Source organism: Ligaoa zhengdingensis, from assembly GCF_014384885.1.
In the GTDB taxonomy this organism is placed as follows: Bacteria; Bacillota; Clostridia; order Oscillospirales; family Ruminococcaceae; genus Ligaoa; species Ligaoa zhengdingensis.
The window spans coordinates 1-13,610 of the sequence record NZ_JACRST010000023.1; the positions used below are offsets into that span (position 1 = coordinate 1).

Here is a 13,610-nt window from a genome sequence, read left to right on the forward strand (position 1 = left end):
GGGCAATGCCGAGGTAGACGCACGGCAGTGCGCAAGACGCTGTGCCCGTAGCCACAAGGCAGCAAGTAAGCCCCGCTGGCCAGCGGCAGGCCCAAGCTGGGTCGGTTGCGCTACAGTGCGGTGCCTGTAGCCACAGGGCCACAAGCAACCCCGCCGCCAAATGAATTGCTGACATTTTTACATGATAAAAGAAGAACATATAAAAAAGCGCAAAAAGGCGGGCCCCGCCTTCGGGCCCCGCCACATATAACAATTGTAAACACTATTCCTCGGTGTCGTCGCCCAAATCTGCCACGGCCAGGCTGAACCAGAACTCCACGCCGCCGGGCAGGTTGCGCACGCCGTAGGGCTGCCCATGCAGCTCCATGATGCTGCGCACGATCGCCAGCCCCAGGCCGTAGCTGTGGGTTTGCAGGTCGCGCGAGCGGTCGGTGCGGTAAAAGCTGATGAACAGCCGGTCCATGTCGTCCTGCGGGATGGGGGAGCCGGTGTTGTACAGCTTGACGGTGCATTGCCCACCGGCGCACTCGGTCGAAACCCGGATCACGCCGCCCTCAGGGGTATACTTCACCGCATTTTCAAACAGGTTGACCACCACCTGCTCAATCCGCTGATAATCGGCTTCCACGATCAGCTCGTCAGGCAGCACCCGCTCGACAGTCAACCGCTTTTTCTCGGCGAGGATGGTGTGGCGGCGGGTCACCTCCTGAATCAGCTCGTTGATCGAAAAGGGCATCTTGACGAGCTGCACCATGCCGCTCTCCAACCGGGACAGGTTGAGCAGCGACTGCACGAGGTGGGTCATCTTATCCCCTTCCGAGCGGATGATGCCGCAGTATTCCTCCCGCAGCTCGCGCTGGCTGTCGTCCAGGTCGCGCAGGCTGTCGGCATAGCTGGTGATGAGGGTGAGCGGCGTCTTAAAGTCGTGCGAGACGTTGGCGATAAACCGCTTGCGCATCTGGTCCTGCTGCTCGGAGCGGTGCAGGTCGTCGCGCAGCATCTGGTTGGCGTTTTCCAGCTCGCGGATACTCTCCTGCAGGCTGTCGGACATCTCATTGATCGCCCCCGCCAGCATCCCCAGCTCATCCTTGGATCGGGTGGTGCAGCGCGCCGAGAAGTCGAGGTCGGCGATCCGCCCGGCCGCGCGCTGCATCTCAGTGACCGGCTGCACGATGCGGCGGCTGATGAAATAGAGCAGGATACCGCCGATCATCAGGGTAAACACCGACACGGTGGCGCAGGCGGAAACCGCCAGTTCAGCGGTTTCCGCGATGTATTGGCGCGGGGTTTCCAGCGAGAGGTAGTTGCCGTCGGGCAAGGCGGTATACAGCGAGATAGTCGCGCGCGGCTTGTGGTTATCATCCGTGTCCAGAATGACATACCGCTGGTTCTCCAGCTCCTGCTGGATGCCGGAGGCGTAAAACTGCTCCAGATATTTTTTGATGATTTTCTGCTCATCCCGCTGGGGGAAATAAAACTTTCCCCACTCCCCCTTCTGCCCCGCGGGCTTTTCCTCCGGCGCTGGTTCGGGAACCGGCGCGCCGCTCTCCGGCGGCACGGGGGGCTCCTCGAGGCCAAAGCCGCGGCGGGAGTTGTAGTCGATCTGGATCTCCCCCGACTCATCCCGGTGGAAGATGTGCACCACCGTGTTGCGGGTCTCCACTGCGTCCAGCGCTGCGACGAACTCGTCCCCAGCCGCCCCGCCGGAGAACGCCCCGACAATGTTCGCTGCGCCCGCCTTGAGCTCCTGAATCTTGTTGCGGGTGTAGAGCTGCTCAAACACGGTCGAGCCCATCAGCAGCAGGATGAGGATGTTGGAGAGCAGCACCGCCAGCACGATCAAAAACAGCTTGGGCTGGATGCCGAAACGGATGCGGCGCTGGCCGTCATACCTCACATTCAAACTTGTATCCCACCTTTCGCAGGGTGACGATGTACCGCCCGCACTCGCCCAGCTTGGCGCGCAGGCATTTGATGTGGGTGTCCACCGTGCGGTCGTCGCCGAAGTAATCTGCGTTCCAGACGGTGGAGAGGATCTGGTCGCGGGTGAGCACCAGGTTCTTGTTCTGCATCAGGTAATAGAGCAGGTCGAACTCCTTTGGGGTCATCAGCACCCGCTCGCCGTTCACCGTGACCAGGCGCTCGCGGTAGCGCAGCACAATGCCGCCCAGCTCCAGGTTTTCCTTGCTGCCCACCGCGGTGCGGCGCAGCAGGGTCTGGATGCGCGCCACCAGCACGCTGCTGGAAAACGGCTTGGAGACATAATCGTCCGCGCCGCGGGTGAGCCCCGTCACCTCGTCGGCCTCCCCGTCCAGCGCGGTAAGCATCAGGATGGGCACCTGCGACCGCGCGCGCAACCGTTCGCACACCTCGTATCCGTTGAGCTTGGGCATCATCACATCCAACACCACCAGGATGATGTCGGGGTGTTCGTCGAACTTTTCCAGGGCGTCCTGCCCGTCGCAGGCCTCCACCACCGAGAACCCGGCCTTGGTGAGGGTGCCCGCCACCACGCGGCGGATGTTGGCTTCGTCCTCCGCGATGAGAATTTTATTGTCCATACCGGTTGCACCTCCGTAGAAATCGCGCGCCGGACGGCGCGGTCCAAATCGTCCGTTTTTTTCATCATAGCGCGGATATGTGATATCCCTGTGTTGATTTGCCGGAAAATTTGGGCGCGCGAATCAAGTCCGGCCCGGCGGAAGCCCGGCCCCCCTCCGCTGCGAGGGCGGGGTCGGTCAGCACCTGGATGGCGCTGGGCAACACTTCGATCACCACATGCTCCACCTCGCCGCCGAACTCCCCGTCCAACGTCCAGGGGCGGGGCTGGTCGGAAAACACCTCCACCCGGCGCGCCTTGGTGACGGTCACAAAATCTGGGTCGAGCTCCCCCTCCAGCAGGGCGTTGATCACCCGCTGGCGCTCCGCGTGGCTCTGTAGCTGGCGCACCAGCACCACCTCGAGCAGGCCGTCGTTCATCGACACGCCGATGCGCTCCCCCACCGCAAAGCCGCCCACCGAGGTGGAGTTGGTAATCATGCCGAAGAGGAACTCGCCCGCGAGCTCCCGCCCGTCGCACACGAGGCGCATCGGCCAGGGTTGGATGCCGGGCAGACGCTTGATCCCCTCCAGGATGTAGGCGGCGCGGCCCAGCCAGTTTTTCACCTGCTGCGGCGTCTGGTAGGAGACGTCGGTGAACGCGCCGAAGGCAGCGATGTAGGAAAAGGCGCGGCCGCCGAACAGGCCGATGTCGCAGGCATAGGGCGCGCCGTCCACCGCGATGGCGGCCGCCTCGGGAATCGTCTTGGGGATGCCCAGGCTGGACGCGAAGTCGTTGACCGTGCCCGCGGGGATGTAGCCCAACGGCGGGCGGTTTTCACACGCAAGCAGGCCGTTGATCGTCTCGTTGAGGGTGCCGTCCCCGCCGCTGCACACGATGCGGTCGAAGCCGCCCGCGCGCTCGCGCAGCAGGTCGGGGATCTCCCACCGGCGCTGGGTGGTGTGCACCGTCACCTCGTAGCCCTCCCGCACAAACAGGTCGATCACATCGAGCGCCTTGGCCCGGATCTCCCCCTTGCCCGCGTTGGGGTTGATTAAAAACAGCAGTCTCTTGTTCATCAAGCGGTACCTCCCGTCGCATCTGATGGGTTTATTTTATCATATTCGGGCCCCGCCGGAAAGGCCCGCGGGGCGGCGTTGCGTTTTCCACATTCATCCGTTATAATAGTGGAAAATCAGTTTGTCCATTCACGATGAGAGGAGCACCCTATGAAACAGTTGATCTGCGCCCTTTTGGCCGCCGCACTGGCGTTCGGCCTGACGGCCTGTAGCGCCAACCGCCCCGTCAAGGTGTCCAGCAGCGCTGCGGACGAGCCGTCCTCCGCCGCATCCGAGCCCGCCCCGCCGCCGGAACCCAGCTCCGAAGCCGAACCCGCCCCCTCCTCAAGCGAGCCCGCGCAGGAGGAGATCGAACTGCCCCCGCTGGAGGGCGCGTTTTCCTTCAGCGCCGACGACTTCATCGCCCAAATTGACCAGACGATGAGCCAAAACGGCCTGCCCACCCTGGCCGGCAGCCCCCTGGAGACCGGCGAACGCGAAGTGAAGGGGTTCGGCACGGTGGATGTGCGCACCTACACCCTGGCGAAGGGGGTCGAGGTGCTGTTTTACGAGACCCAGGACGAGGGCCGTCTGACCCAGATTATGTGCAACGCCGTGTCCACCGAGATGGACGACGCGGGCATCGTCGCGTGCAGCGTGTTCGCCTCCAGTATGCTCGCGCAGCTCGACCCAGACGCCCACCAGGCGGTGGAGCAGCAGCTCGACCTGTCGCAGGCGGACGACGGGCAGATGCTCACCGCGAGCGGCGACAACGCCACCTATATCCATCTTTATGCCAACAGCACCGAGATGCTGGCGGCCCGGCCCAAAACCTAGAGCCTGTTTAAAAACCGGCATTGTGCTGGAAATTCCGCTGAAAAAGAGCATGCACAAGGAAAAAGCACGCAGGCAGGCTGGCGCCTGGCAAGTGGTTTTGACGCTGTAGCTGCCTTTTTCAGTAGAAGTGGACAGCCGATGAAGGTTTTAAAACAGACTCTAAGCCAACCTTTTCCCGGGCAAAGCCAAAGGGCGCACACGCGGCAAGCGTGTGCGCCCTTTCTGCATCGTTTTAAAAAGAAGGGCGGACGATGTGGAGAAGCATCGTCCGCCCAACAGGTCCGGTTATGATGGATGGTGTGTCGTTATCGTCAAGCTGTCGGAAAATGGGGTGCTAATTATTTACGTTTCGCAACAGCGATGCCCGCGATGGAGACAACCGCCAGGGCGACAGCCAGGCCGACAAAGTCGTTCGCGCCGGTGTCGGGGTTCTTCTCGGAGTTGGAGCCGCCGTTGGAGGAACCGCCCTCGTTCTCGCCTTCGCCCTCGCCGTCAACAGCCTCGGAAGCGTCGAGCTCACGGTCGGAGATCACGTAGTTGCCGAGCTTGTTGGTTTTGATGGTGAATTTGCTCTCGTCCATGTCGTACTTGGCATCGTTGAAGACAACCAGCTTGCCGTTCACAACCTCATAGATGTAGGGAGCGACCAGTTTACCGTTCTCGTTCTCGATGGGATCGATGTTCTCGAAGGTCAGGGTGCCGGTTTTGCGGAAGGTCTTGTTGTTGCCCGCGAAGTAACGCACTTCCAGGGAAGCCTCGGGGTATTTGTCCTCGAGCGCGGAATCGCTGGTGTCGAGGCGCAGGAACAGGTCCTTCTGGCCTTTCGCGTTCACCTCAAACAGCGCATCGCCGTTGAAGTCCAGCTCGATGGTGTCGTCGTCGTCCACGCCGTCGAAGTTGGTGACAGGGCCCTCCATCACGGTGTAGGACTTCGCATCGGTGGTCTCGTAACCGATGGTGCCGGAGATGTTCATCTCAGCCTCATCGCCCGTAGCCAGGCCGGTGACCAGGGAGCCCATGTTGACTTTGCTGCCCTCTTTGGGGTACACAGTGGTGGTCAGGTCGAAGTCGACCGCTTCCATCTGGAACTTATCCGCAGTGGTAACCTGGATGAACGCGTTTTTGCCGGAGATGTCGCCGCCGGTCTTCACGCTTTTGATGACGAACTGGGGTTTGGAAGAGATGTAGTTGGAACCGTCGGAGATCGAGGTTCTGATCTTGTAGTTGTCCAGGTCGGACAGCTTGGTGATGGGGGTGTTGGTGCCAGCGTACACGGGGATGTAGTAGGTGGTGTCCGCGTTGAAGTCGCCGCTCGCGCTCACGGTAGCGCTGTCGTTGCTCCATTTGATGTTGCTGACGTTGGCTTTGACCATGTGGTCGTCATCGTTCAGCACGTAGATAGAACCGTTGTCGTCGCCGATGGTGATTTCTTTCACATCGGTGGATGCAAATGCCATGGTGCTGGACCCGAGGGCCAAAACAGCGGCAAGTACATAAGCAAATACTTTTTTCATTGTTTGTTTCCTCCAGCTAAAATTTTAAAAGGTAGGCGAAACGCTTCTCCAAACGTTCGCTTCACCGGGAGGGGGCCTAACCGGCGGCCCGCGTTGCCCGATGTTTGTATTATACCTGATTGCTGGAGAAAGTCAACCGTTTTGTAATAACTTTGTTACTTTTGAGATGATAATATCGGTTTTTATCGCGCTTTTTGACGTTTTAAACATGAAATTTTATAAAATTTCCCAATTTAATAGTTACAATTTGTTACAATTGGAAATTTCGCATCCAGCGCCTTCCAACCGCGCTTTTTTCCCGCAAAACTTCATGCAACTGTGCGCGCCACGCAATTGGGTCAACGTTGTGCGCATGAGGTTTTTGTGCATGTGGGCCGTCCCCGGCCCACGCGCTTTGAGCCTATGGCCGCGCCGTCAGGGGCGGCACGCGGCCAGTTTCGCCATGCTCTTGCATAGCAAGATCCGCGTCCAGGCGGGCGAGCAGCTCCGCCCTTTTTTGTGCGAGCAGCTCCTCGGGCAGGCTGACGCAGATGCAGTCGGTGCAGCTGCCCGAGATATCCAGCGAGATGTCGCGCAGGGTGCAGCGGCCGTCCTCCCAGTAGATGCAGAACAGATTTTCACAGTTCATGGCGGGACCCCCTTAATATAAATATTGTGCTAATACTATAGCATGATTAAACAGACAAGAATAACTATATCTGTTTAATCGAGTGTACCAAAGGTAAACTATAGATGTCAAACACTTTTCTAAATAACTTTTAAGGGGGCGACTTATGCGGTACGGCACAATTCGCATTAAATTGGATCAGTTATTAAAAGAATCCGGTCTGAGCAAAAATAAGTTTTCTCAACGTGCTGAAATGCAGCGTACACAGATCAACAACTTCTGTAAAAATGAGATCACACGCCTGGATACCGACGTGTTGGCCCGCATCTGCACGGTGCTCAACTGCCAGATCGGCGACCTCTTAGAGTTTATCCCGCCGGAGCGGTCGGCCGACGAGGCGGATTCCTGATGAACACACGGCGCGGCGCGCTCGGCGGCCGTAACCTGATCGGGGCGCGGGTCGCTCAATTTAGAAATGTGACCCCCAACGACCTGCTTGATTTCAAACTATAATAGAAGAGGAGCGCGGCCGCACAGCAGCCGCGCTCCTTCTTTATTCCAGCGGTTCGTAATGGTAATGGCCGATCTCGCCGGTCATGCGGTGCACCAGCAGGCGCGCGCTGTCCAGCACCAGCGGCGCGAGCAGCTCCAGCGCGCGCGGGTAATCCCCTTCGGCCAAACGGATGGAGATGCCGCAGCTCGCATGGATGCCGCGCGGGGTGGGCAGAATCGTAAACGGAACCTTTCCGCGCAGCCGCATCTTGACGGCGACGCCGTCGTGCGTGGAAGCGAACGAGAGCAGATAAAATGCTTCGCTCAAAGCGGGGGCGCCCCCGCCCGCTGCATGATCCGCCGTCATATCCAGCCGCCTCCCATCAGTTTTTCAACTTATTTATTAGTATATCACCGGCGAAACGGGCAAATGGTTACAAAGCCATTACAGAATCCGGGTGATTTTGCCCGTTTTTCTTGCATTCAAGGGGCAAAACTAGTACAATAAAAAGATGGATTCGTCGGCCCTTTTTACGGCCGATTGACGGAGAAAGCGCCGCCCACAGCGGCGGCCTTGGAGGGATCGTATTGATCAGAAGCATGACGGGCTTTGGACGCGCCCAAGAGACCATCGACGGCCGGGATATCCTCGTCGAGATCAAAAGCGTCAACCACCGGTTTTTTGAATTCTCCTGCCGGGTGCCGCGCGCATACGGCTATTTGGAGGAAAAGCTCAAGCGCTACCTGCAAACCAAAATTTCACGTGGCAAGGTGGACGTGGGCGTCACCATCGTGACGCTGGACGGCGCCAACGCCCAGGTGGAGATCAACCGGGAGCTTGCGCGCGGCTATGTGGACGCGCTGCGCGCGCTCAGCGGCGAGTTCGGGCTGATTGACGACCTGTCGCTGTCGGCGGTGGCCCGCTTCTCCGACATCTTCACCGTGCGCAAGGGCCTGGAGGATGAAGAGGTCATCTGGGACGGCGTTAAAACCGTGCTGGACGAGGCCGCCGACCGCTTTATTGCGATGCGCGCCGCCGAGGGCGAGCGCCTGCGCGACGACTGCCTCGACCGGCTGTGCCGCATCGAGCAGGCCGTGGGGGTGATCGAAGAGCGCTCCCCCCAGGTAGTGGAGGAATACCGCGAACGCCTCTACCGCAAGTTGCAGGAGCTGTTGGCCGACCGCAACATCGACGATTCCCGCATCCTCACCGAGGCGGCGATCTTTGCGGATAAAACCGCGGTAGCCGAGGAGACCGTGCGCCTGCGCAGCCACATCGCCCAGTTCCGCGAAATTTTAAAGCTCAAGGAACCGGTCGGCCGCAAGCTGGATTTCCTTGTGCAGGAGTTCAACCGCGAGACCAACACCATCGGCAGCAAGGCGCAGGACCTCGAGGTCGCCCGCATCGTGGTGGATGTCAAGAGCGAAATCGAAAAGATCCGCGAACAGATCCAAAACATCGAATAAACCCGCTATCATGTTAAGGAGGAGCATCCCGATGAAATTAATCAATATCGGCTTTGGCAACATGGTCAGCGCCAATCGGCTGGTGGCCATCGTCAGCCCCGAAAGCGCCCCCATCAAACGCATCATCCAGGACGCGCGGGACCGCGGCACCCTGATCGATGCGACCTACGGGCGGCGCACCCGCGCCGTCATCATCACAGACAGCGACCATGTGGTGCTCTCGGCGGTGCAGCCCGAGACGGTGGCCAACCGCCTGAACGACGACGATGACGACGAGGAGATGGAAGACGATGACTAAGCAGGGGCTCCTGGTGGTGATCTCCGGCCCGTCCGGGGTGGGCAAGGGCACCGTGCTGCGCAGCTTTATGGCGCAGAACGAGAATGTGCGGCTCTCTATCTCCGCCACCACCCGTTCCCCCCGCCCCGGCGAGGAGGACGGCGTACACTACTACTTTCTTTCGCGCGAGCGGTTTTTGGAGCTGGCCGGGTCGGGCGGCATGCTGGAACACGCCGAATACAGCGGCAACTACTACGGCACGCCGCGCGACATGGTGCAGCGCGAGCTGGATGCGGGCAACGATGTCATTTTGGAGATCGACGTGCAGGGGGCGATGCAGGTGAAGGCCGCCCGCCCCGACGCGCTGATGGTGTTCATCCTGCCGCCCAGCATGGCCGAGCTCACCCGCCGCCTGGTGGACCGGCGCACCGAGGATGAAGTTACCATCAACCGGCGCCTGGCCGCGGCCCGCGGCGAGCTGGAGCAGGCCCACCGCTACGACTACGCGGTAGTCAACGACAACATCGAGGACGCGGTGGAAAAGCTCGCCGCGATTCTGCGCGCCGCCAAGTGCAGCACGCGCTATTTAAACGATTTTATCAACGAGGTGCAATGTCTATGAATATGTTAAGACCCGCTGTGAATGAAATCCTGAAAAACGGGGAGAGCCCCTATTCGCTGGTGGTGGGCGTGGCCAAGCGCGCGCGCCAGATCACCGATGAATCGGAGGAGGAAAGAAAAATTCTGGTGGATAAGCCGGTGAAGCTCGCGGTGGAGGAATTCGCCGAGGGCAAGGTGAAGCTGGTGGAGGCCGAGGACATCGGCAAAGACGTGGAAGAATGACCGGGATTTTCCGGAACTGGAGGGCGGCCTGATATGGCGGGGCAGCTTCTGGCCAAAATCGCGGTGGAAAAGGCCGCCTATCACTTCGACAAGCTCTACGACTACCTGGTGCCCGAGGCCTACCGCGACAAAGTGCGGCCCGGCTGCCGGGTCACCGTGCCGTTCGGCGCGGGCAACCGCCGCCGTCAGGGGGTGGTGCTGGCGCTGGAGGAGGCGGGCGAGGGCGCGGATCTTTCGCGCCTCAAGCCCTTCGCCCTGCTGCTGGACGACGGCGCGGCGCTCGGCCCGGAGCTGCTGGAGCTGGCGGGCTGGCTGCGCGAGAACACCTTCTGCACCTGGTTCGACGCGGTGCGCACCCTGCTGCCGCCCGGCCTGGGTTACCGCCTCGACCTGACCCTGCGTACAGCCCCCGAGCCGCCCGGCGACCCGGACGCGCTGGCCGACGACATGCGCGCGCTGTTTTCCTTTGTGCGCGGGCGGGGTCGGGTGTCCCGCGGACGCCTGTGCGAGGCGTTCGGCCTGCTGCCGGACGCGCCCGCGCTGGAGGCGCTGCTCGCGGGCGGCTGGCTGCTGGGCGAGGAGAGCGCGAGGCGCAAAATCGGCGACGACACGGTGACGATGGCGCGCCTCACCCCGGACGCGGAGGACCGCATCGGGGAATTGAAGCTCACCGTCAAGCAGCGCGCGGTGGTCGAACTGCTGCAAAGCGCGGGGACCGCCTCGGTGCGGGAGATCGGTTACTTCACCGGCACCACCCGCGCGGTGGCCGCAGCGCTCGGGCAAAAGGGGCTCGTCGAATTTTTCAAGGCCCCACCGCCGCGCGCGCCGCTGGCCGACGGGGACGCCCCACCGCCCCCGCTCGCCCTCACCGGCGGCCAACAGCGCGCCTACGAGGGCCTGTCGGCCCTCTATCGCCAGGGCGAAGCGGCGGTGTCGCTGCTCTACGGCGTCACCGGCAGCGGCAAAACCAGCGTCTACCTGCGCCTGATCGAGGACGTGGTGGCCGACGGCCGCCAGGTGATCGTGCTGGTGCCGGAGATTTCCCTCACCCCGCAGACGATCGGCGCGTTCACCGCGCGGTTCGGCCCCAGGGTGGCGATTCTGCACAGCGCCCTCTCGATGGGGGAACGGCTGGAGCAGTGGAAGCGCATCCGCGCCGGGGAGGTCTCGATCGCGGTGGGCACCCGCTCGGCGGTGTTCGCTCCGTTTGAGAACATCGGCCTCATCCTGATCGACGAGGAACAGGAGAGCGCCTACAAGAGCGAATCCAGCCCCCGCTACCACGCGCGCGAGGTCGCCAAGCACCGCATCCTGCGCCACAGCGCGCAGCTGGTGCTCTGTTCGGCCACGCCGAGCGTCGAGAGCTACTACCACGCCATGACCGGGCGCTACCGCCTGTTCACCCTCACCGAGCGGTTCGGCCACGCCCTGCTGCCCGAGGTGGAGGTGGTGGACATGGACGGCGAGCTGCGCGAGGGCAACCTCAGCGGCGTCAGCCACGCGCTGGGCACGGCCATCGCGGAAAACCTCGCGGACGGCCGTCAGACCATCCTGCTGCTCAACCGGCGGGGGTACAACACCCTGGTGAAGTGCCAAAACTGCAACACCGCGGTCACCTGCCCGCATTGCAGCATCGGCTTGGTCTACCACCAGGCCAACGGGCGGCTGATGTGCCACTACTGCGGCTATTCCCGCGCGCTGGCGCAGCGGTGCGAGGTGTGCGGCAGCGACTACGTCAAGTACGCGGGCGAGGGCACCCAACGGCTGGAGGAGGAGCTGCACACGCTGTTCCCCTCGGCGCGCGTCCTGCGCATGGACGCGGACACAACCATGGCCAAGCACGCCTATGAGCAGCGCTTTGAGCGCTTCGCCCAAGGCGATTACGATATTATGGTGGGCACCCAGATGGTGGCCAAGGGGCTCAACTTCCCCAACGTCACGCTGGTGGGGGTGCTCGCCGCCGACAGCACTTTGTTCGGCGACAACTTCAAGAGCGAGGAGCGCACCTTCAGCCTGCTCACGCAGGTGGTCGGGCGCAGCGGGCGGGGCTCGCTGCACGGCCGGGCGTACATCCAGACCCATTTCCCGGAAAATGAGATTTTCCGCCTGGCGGCGCGGCAGGATTACGAGGGCTTTTACCAACGCGAAATCGCCACCCGCCGCCTGATGCTCTATCCGCCCTTCTGTACCCTGTGCGCGGTGGGCTTCACCGGCCTGGAGGAGGGCGCGGTACGCGCGGGCGCGCAGGCGTTTCTGCGGGAGCTCACCCGCACGGCGCGGCAGGACTACCCCGCTCTGCCCCTGCGGGTGCTGGGTCCGACGCCCGGGGTGGTGCCCAAGGTGGGCGGAAAATATCGCTATAAGCTCATCATAAAATGTAAAAACACGCGGGACTTCCGCGCGATGCTCGCGCAGGTGCTCATCTGGTTCGGGCGACGCCCCGAGGGGCGGAAGGTGAGCGCCTACGCCGATCTCTATTTTGACGGCTCCCTGTGAGGGGCCGCACCCAAGGAGGAGTACGACATGGCTCTGCGAACGATTGTAACGGAAGGTGACGAATGCCTGCGCAAGCAGGCCAAAACGGTCACCAATTTTGACGAAAAACTCTGGACCCTGCTGGACGACATGGCGGACACGATGTATGAGGCCAACGGCGTTGGGCTCGCCGCGCCTCAGGTGTCGGTGCTGCGCCAGGTGGTGGTCATCGATGTGGGGGACGGCCTGATCGAGCTTGTGAACCCCGAGGTGATCGCCCAGGCGGGCTCGGTGGAGGACACCGAGGGCTGCCTCTCGTTCCCCGGGCAGTGGGGGATCGTGGCGCGCCCCGAAAAGGCGGCCGTCAAAGCGCAGGACCGCCACGGCAAGGAGATCGTGGTGGAGGGCGAGGGCCTGCTGGCGCGGGCGCTCTGCCACGAGATCGACCACCTCAAGGGCGTGGTCTTCAAGGATCTGGTGATCCGCATGTGCACGGAGGAAGAGCTGAACGGATGAGAATTGTATTTATGGGTACCCCAGATTTCGCAGTGCCCTGCCTCAAGCGGCTGATCGACCTCGGGGAGGAGGTCGTGGGGGTGTTCACCCAGCCGGATAAGCCCAAGGGGCGCGGCTACCAAACCGCGCCGCCGCCGGTGAAGGAGCTCGCGCTGCGCTGCGGCCTGCCGGTCTATCAGCCCGCCAAAATGCGGGACGGCGAGGCCCTGGCGGTGTTACAGGAGCTGCGGCCCGACCTCATCGTGGTGGTGGCCTACGGCAAAATTTTGCCCAAAGAGATCCTCGACCTGCCGCCGCTGGGCTGCATCAACGTACACGGGAGCCTGCTGCCCCGCTACCGCGGCGCGGGCCCCATCCAGTGGAGCGTCATCAACGGCGAGGCGGTCACCGGCGTCACCACCATGTATATGGACGTGGGGATGGACACCGGCGATATGATCTTGAAGGCGGAAACCCCCATCGGCGAGGAGGAGACGGCCGGCGAGCTGTTCGACCGCCTGTGCCTCATCGGGGCGGACTGCCTGGCGGACACTCTCGCGCTGCTCAAGGCCGGGGAAGCGCCCCGCACCCCGCAGGACGAGGCCCAGGCCACCTACGCGCCGATGCTCACCCGCGAGCTGGCGCGGCTGGACTTTGCCCGCCCCGCACGGGAGCTGCACAACCTGGTGCGCGGCACCTCCCCCTGGCCCACCGCGCACACCGCCTTCCGCGGCAAGCTGCTCAAGGTGCACCGCGCCCGCGTGGCCGAAGGCTTCTCCGGCGAGCCGGGGGTAATCCTCGACGGCAAACGGCTGATCGTGGGGTGCGGCGAGGGCGCGCTGGAGCTGCTGGAGGTCCAGCAGGAGGGCGCCAAGCGGATGTCCGCCGCCGACTTTATGAACGGCAAGCGGGTGTCCGCCGGAGAAAAATTCGACAATTAGTCACGCCCTATTCACAATATTTTGCTTTGATAGATTTGATACTTTAAAATAAAGAAGGTTTTGCC

General features: G+C 62.2%; 15 protein-coding genes. 9 read left to right on the forward strand and 6 right to left on the reverse strand.

Annotation, left to right across the window (positions count from 1 at the left end; all coding sequences use genetic code 11):
• Positions 1-262: 262 nt before the first annotated feature.
• The 3 genes from H8711_RS11360 to H8711_RS11370 form a co-directional block, all read right to left on the reverse strand.
• Complete coding sequence (locus H8711_RS11360; RefSeq protein WP_249283598.1) at positions 263-1,897, reverse strand: sensor histidine kinase; 1,635 nt, start codon at positions 1,895-1,897, stop codon at positions 263-265.
• A complete protein-coding gene (locus tag H8711_RS11365) occupies positions 1,887-2,561 on the reverse strand; it encodes a response regulator transcription factor (RefSeq protein ID WP_249283566.1) in 675 nt (224 codons plus the stop codon). The genes H8711_RS11360 and H8711_RS11365 overlap by 11 nt, the downstream gene beginning before the upstream one ends.
• A gap of 64 nt (positions 2,562-2,625) precedes the next feature.
• Positions 2,626-3,618, reverse strand: a complete 993-nt coding sequence (locus tag H8711_RS11370) for a diacylglycerol/lipid kinase family protein (protein ID WP_249283567.1) — start codon at positions 3,616-3,618, stop codon at positions 2,626-2,628.
• A gap of 150 nt (positions 3,619-3,768) precedes the next feature.
• Between H8711_RS11370 and H8711_RS11375 the strand changes: the two genes are divergently transcribed.
• The gene (locus H8711_RS11375) at positions 3,769-4,434 is read left to right on the forward strand and encodes a hypothetical protein (RefSeq protein ID WP_249283568.1); all 666 of its coding nucleotides are present in this window, start codon (positions 3,769-3,771) and stop codon (positions 4,432-4,434) included.
• Positions 4,435-4,772: 338 nt separating this feature from the next.
• Here the strand turns inward: H8711_RS11375 and H8711_RS11380 are convergent, their stop codons facing one another.
• Both H8711_RS11380 and H8711_RS11385 read right to left on the reverse strand, forming a co-directional pair.
• Complete coding sequence (locus tag H8711_RS11380; protein WP_249283569.1) at positions 4,773-5,948, reverse strand: hypothetical protein; 1,176 nt, start codon at positions 5,946-5,948, stop codon at positions 4,773-4,775.
• A gap of 400 nt (positions 5,949-6,348) precedes the next feature.
• Positions 6,349-6,576 (reverse strand): hypothetical protein, encoded by a 228-nt coding sequence (locus H8711_RS11385; protein WP_249283570.1) that lies wholly within the window; start codon positions 6,574-6,576, stop codon positions 6,349-6,351.
• A gap of 145 nt (positions 6,577-6,721) precedes the next feature.
• On the opposite strand from H8711_RS11385, the gene H8711_RS11390 reads away from it, so the two are divergent.
• Positions 6,722-6,964, forward strand: coding sequence for a helix-turn-helix domain-containing protein (locus H8711_RS11390; RefSeq protein ID WP_249283571.1), 243 nt, complete (start codon positions 6,722-6,724; stop codon positions 6,962-6,964).
• A gap of 144 nt (positions 6,965-7,108) precedes the next feature.
• Here H8711_RS11390 and H8711_RS11395 read toward each other — a convergent pair whose 3' ends face one another.
• Positions 7,109-7,414, reverse strand: a complete 306-nt coding sequence (locus tag H8711_RS11395; RefSeq protein ID WP_249283572.1) for a putative Se/S carrier protein — start codon at positions 7,412-7,414, stop codon at positions 7,109-7,111.
• Positions 7,415-7,635: 221 nt separating this feature from the next.
• Between H8711_RS11395 and H8711_RS11400 the strand changes: the two genes are divergently transcribed.
• The 7 genes from H8711_RS11400 to fmt are packed head-to-tail and all read left to right on the forward strand — an operon-like array spanning position 7,636 to position 13,545.
• Positions 7,636-8,514, forward strand: coding sequence for a YicC/YloC family endoribonuclease (locus H8711_RS11400; RefSeq protein WP_249283573.1), 879 nt, complete (start codon positions 7,636-7,638; stop codon positions 8,512-8,514).
• A 31-nt stretch (positions 8,515-8,545) separates the two neighbouring features.
• On the forward strand, positions 8,546-8,812 hold the full coding sequence (gene remA / locus H8711_RS11405) for an extracellular matrix/biofilm regulator RemA (protein ID WP_283245943.1): 267 nt from the start codon (positions 8,546-8,548) through the stop codon (positions 8,810-8,812).
• A complete protein-coding gene (gene gmk / locus H8711_RS11410; protein ID WP_249283574.1) occupies positions 8,805-9,413 on the forward strand; it encodes a guanylate kinase in 609 nt (202 codons plus the stop codon). The genes remA and gmk overlap by 8 nt, the downstream gene beginning before the upstream one ends.
• On the forward strand, positions 9,410-9,634 hold the full coding sequence (gene rpoZ / locus H8711_RS11415; protein WP_343252502.1) for a DNA-directed RNA polymerase subunit omega: 225 nt from the start codon (positions 9,410-9,412) through the stop codon (positions 9,632-9,634). The genes gmk and rpoZ overlap by 4 nt, the downstream gene beginning before the upstream one ends.
• A gap of 33 nt (positions 9,635-9,667) precedes the next feature.
• Complete coding sequence (gene priA / locus H8711_RS11420; RefSeq protein ID WP_249283575.1) at positions 9,668-12,130, forward strand: replication restart helicase PriA; 2,463 nt, start codon at positions 9,668-9,670, stop codon at positions 12,128-12,130.
• A gap of 27 nt (positions 12,131-12,157) precedes the next feature.
• Positions 12,158-12,625 (forward strand): peptide deformylase, encoded by a 468-nt coding sequence (gene def / locus H8711_RS11425; protein WP_249283576.1) that lies wholly within the window; start codon positions 12,158-12,160, stop codon positions 12,623-12,625.
• Positions 12,622-13,545: a methionyl-tRNA formyltransferase gene (gene fmt, locus H8711_RS11430; RefSeq protein ID WP_249283577.1), complete on the forward strand. Its 924-nt coding sequence runs from the start codon at positions 12,622-12,624 to the stop codon at positions 13,543-13,545. The genes def and fmt overlap by 4 nt, the downstream gene beginning before the upstream one ends.
• The last annotated feature ends 65 nt before the right edge of the window (positions 13,546-13,610 follow it).

What these genes read in the sequence shown, in the direction of transcription:
- H8711_RS11365 (WP_249283566.1), bottom strand. Translation starts at nt 2,561, where the DNA reads ATGGACAATAAAATTCTCATCGCGGAGGACGAAGCCAACATCCGCCGC.
- H8711_RS11370 (WP_249283567.1), bottom strand. Translation starts at nt 3,618, where the DNA reads ATGAACAAGAGACTGCTGTTTTTAATCAACCCCAACGCGGGCAAGGGG.
- H8711_RS11375 (WP_249283568.1), top strand. Translation starts at nt 3,769, where the DNA reads ATGAAACAGTTGATCTGCGCCCTTTTGGCCGCCGCACTGGCGTTCGGC.
- H8711_RS11380 (WP_249283569.1), bottom strand. Translation starts at nt 5,948, where the DNA reads ATGAAAAAAGTATTTGCTTATGTACTTGCCGCTGTTTTGGCCCTCGGG.
- H8711_RS11385 (WP_249283570.1), bottom strand. Translation starts at nt 6,576, where the DNA reads ATGAACTGTGAAAATCTGTTCTGCATCTACTGGGAGGACGGCCGCTGC.
- H8711_RS11390 (WP_249283571.1), top strand. Translation starts at nt 6,722, where the DNA reads ATGCGGTACGGCACAATTCGCATTAAATTGGATCAGTTATTAAAAGAA.
- H8711_RS11395 (WP_249283572.1), bottom strand. Translation starts at nt 7,414, where the DNA reads ATGACGGCGGATCATGCAGCGGGCGGGGGCGCCCCCGCTTTGAGCGAA.
- remA (WP_283245943.1), top strand. Translation starts at nt 8,546, where the DNA reads ATGAAATTAATCAATATCGGCTTTGGCAACATGGTCAGCGCCAATCGG.
- gmk (WP_249283574.1), top strand. Translation starts at nt 8,805, where the DNA reads ATGACTAAGCAGGGGCTCCTGGTGGTGATCTCCGGCCCGTCCGGGGTG.
- rpoZ (WP_343252502.1), top strand. Translation starts at nt 9,410, where the DNA reads ATGAATATGTTAAGACCCGCTGTGAATGAAATCCTGAAAAACGGGGAG.
- priA (WP_249283575.1), top strand. Translation starts at nt 9,668, where the DNA reads ATGGCGGGGCAGCTTCTGGCCAAAATCGCGGTGGAAAAGGCCGCCTAT.
- def (WP_249283576.1), top strand. Translation starts at nt 12,158, where the DNA reads ATGGCTCTGCGAACGATTGTAACGGAAGGTGACGAATGCCTGCGCAAG.
- fmt (WP_249283577.1), top strand. Translation starts at nt 12,622, where the DNA reads ATGAGAATTGTATTTATGGGTACCCCAGATTTCGCAGTGCCCTGCCTC.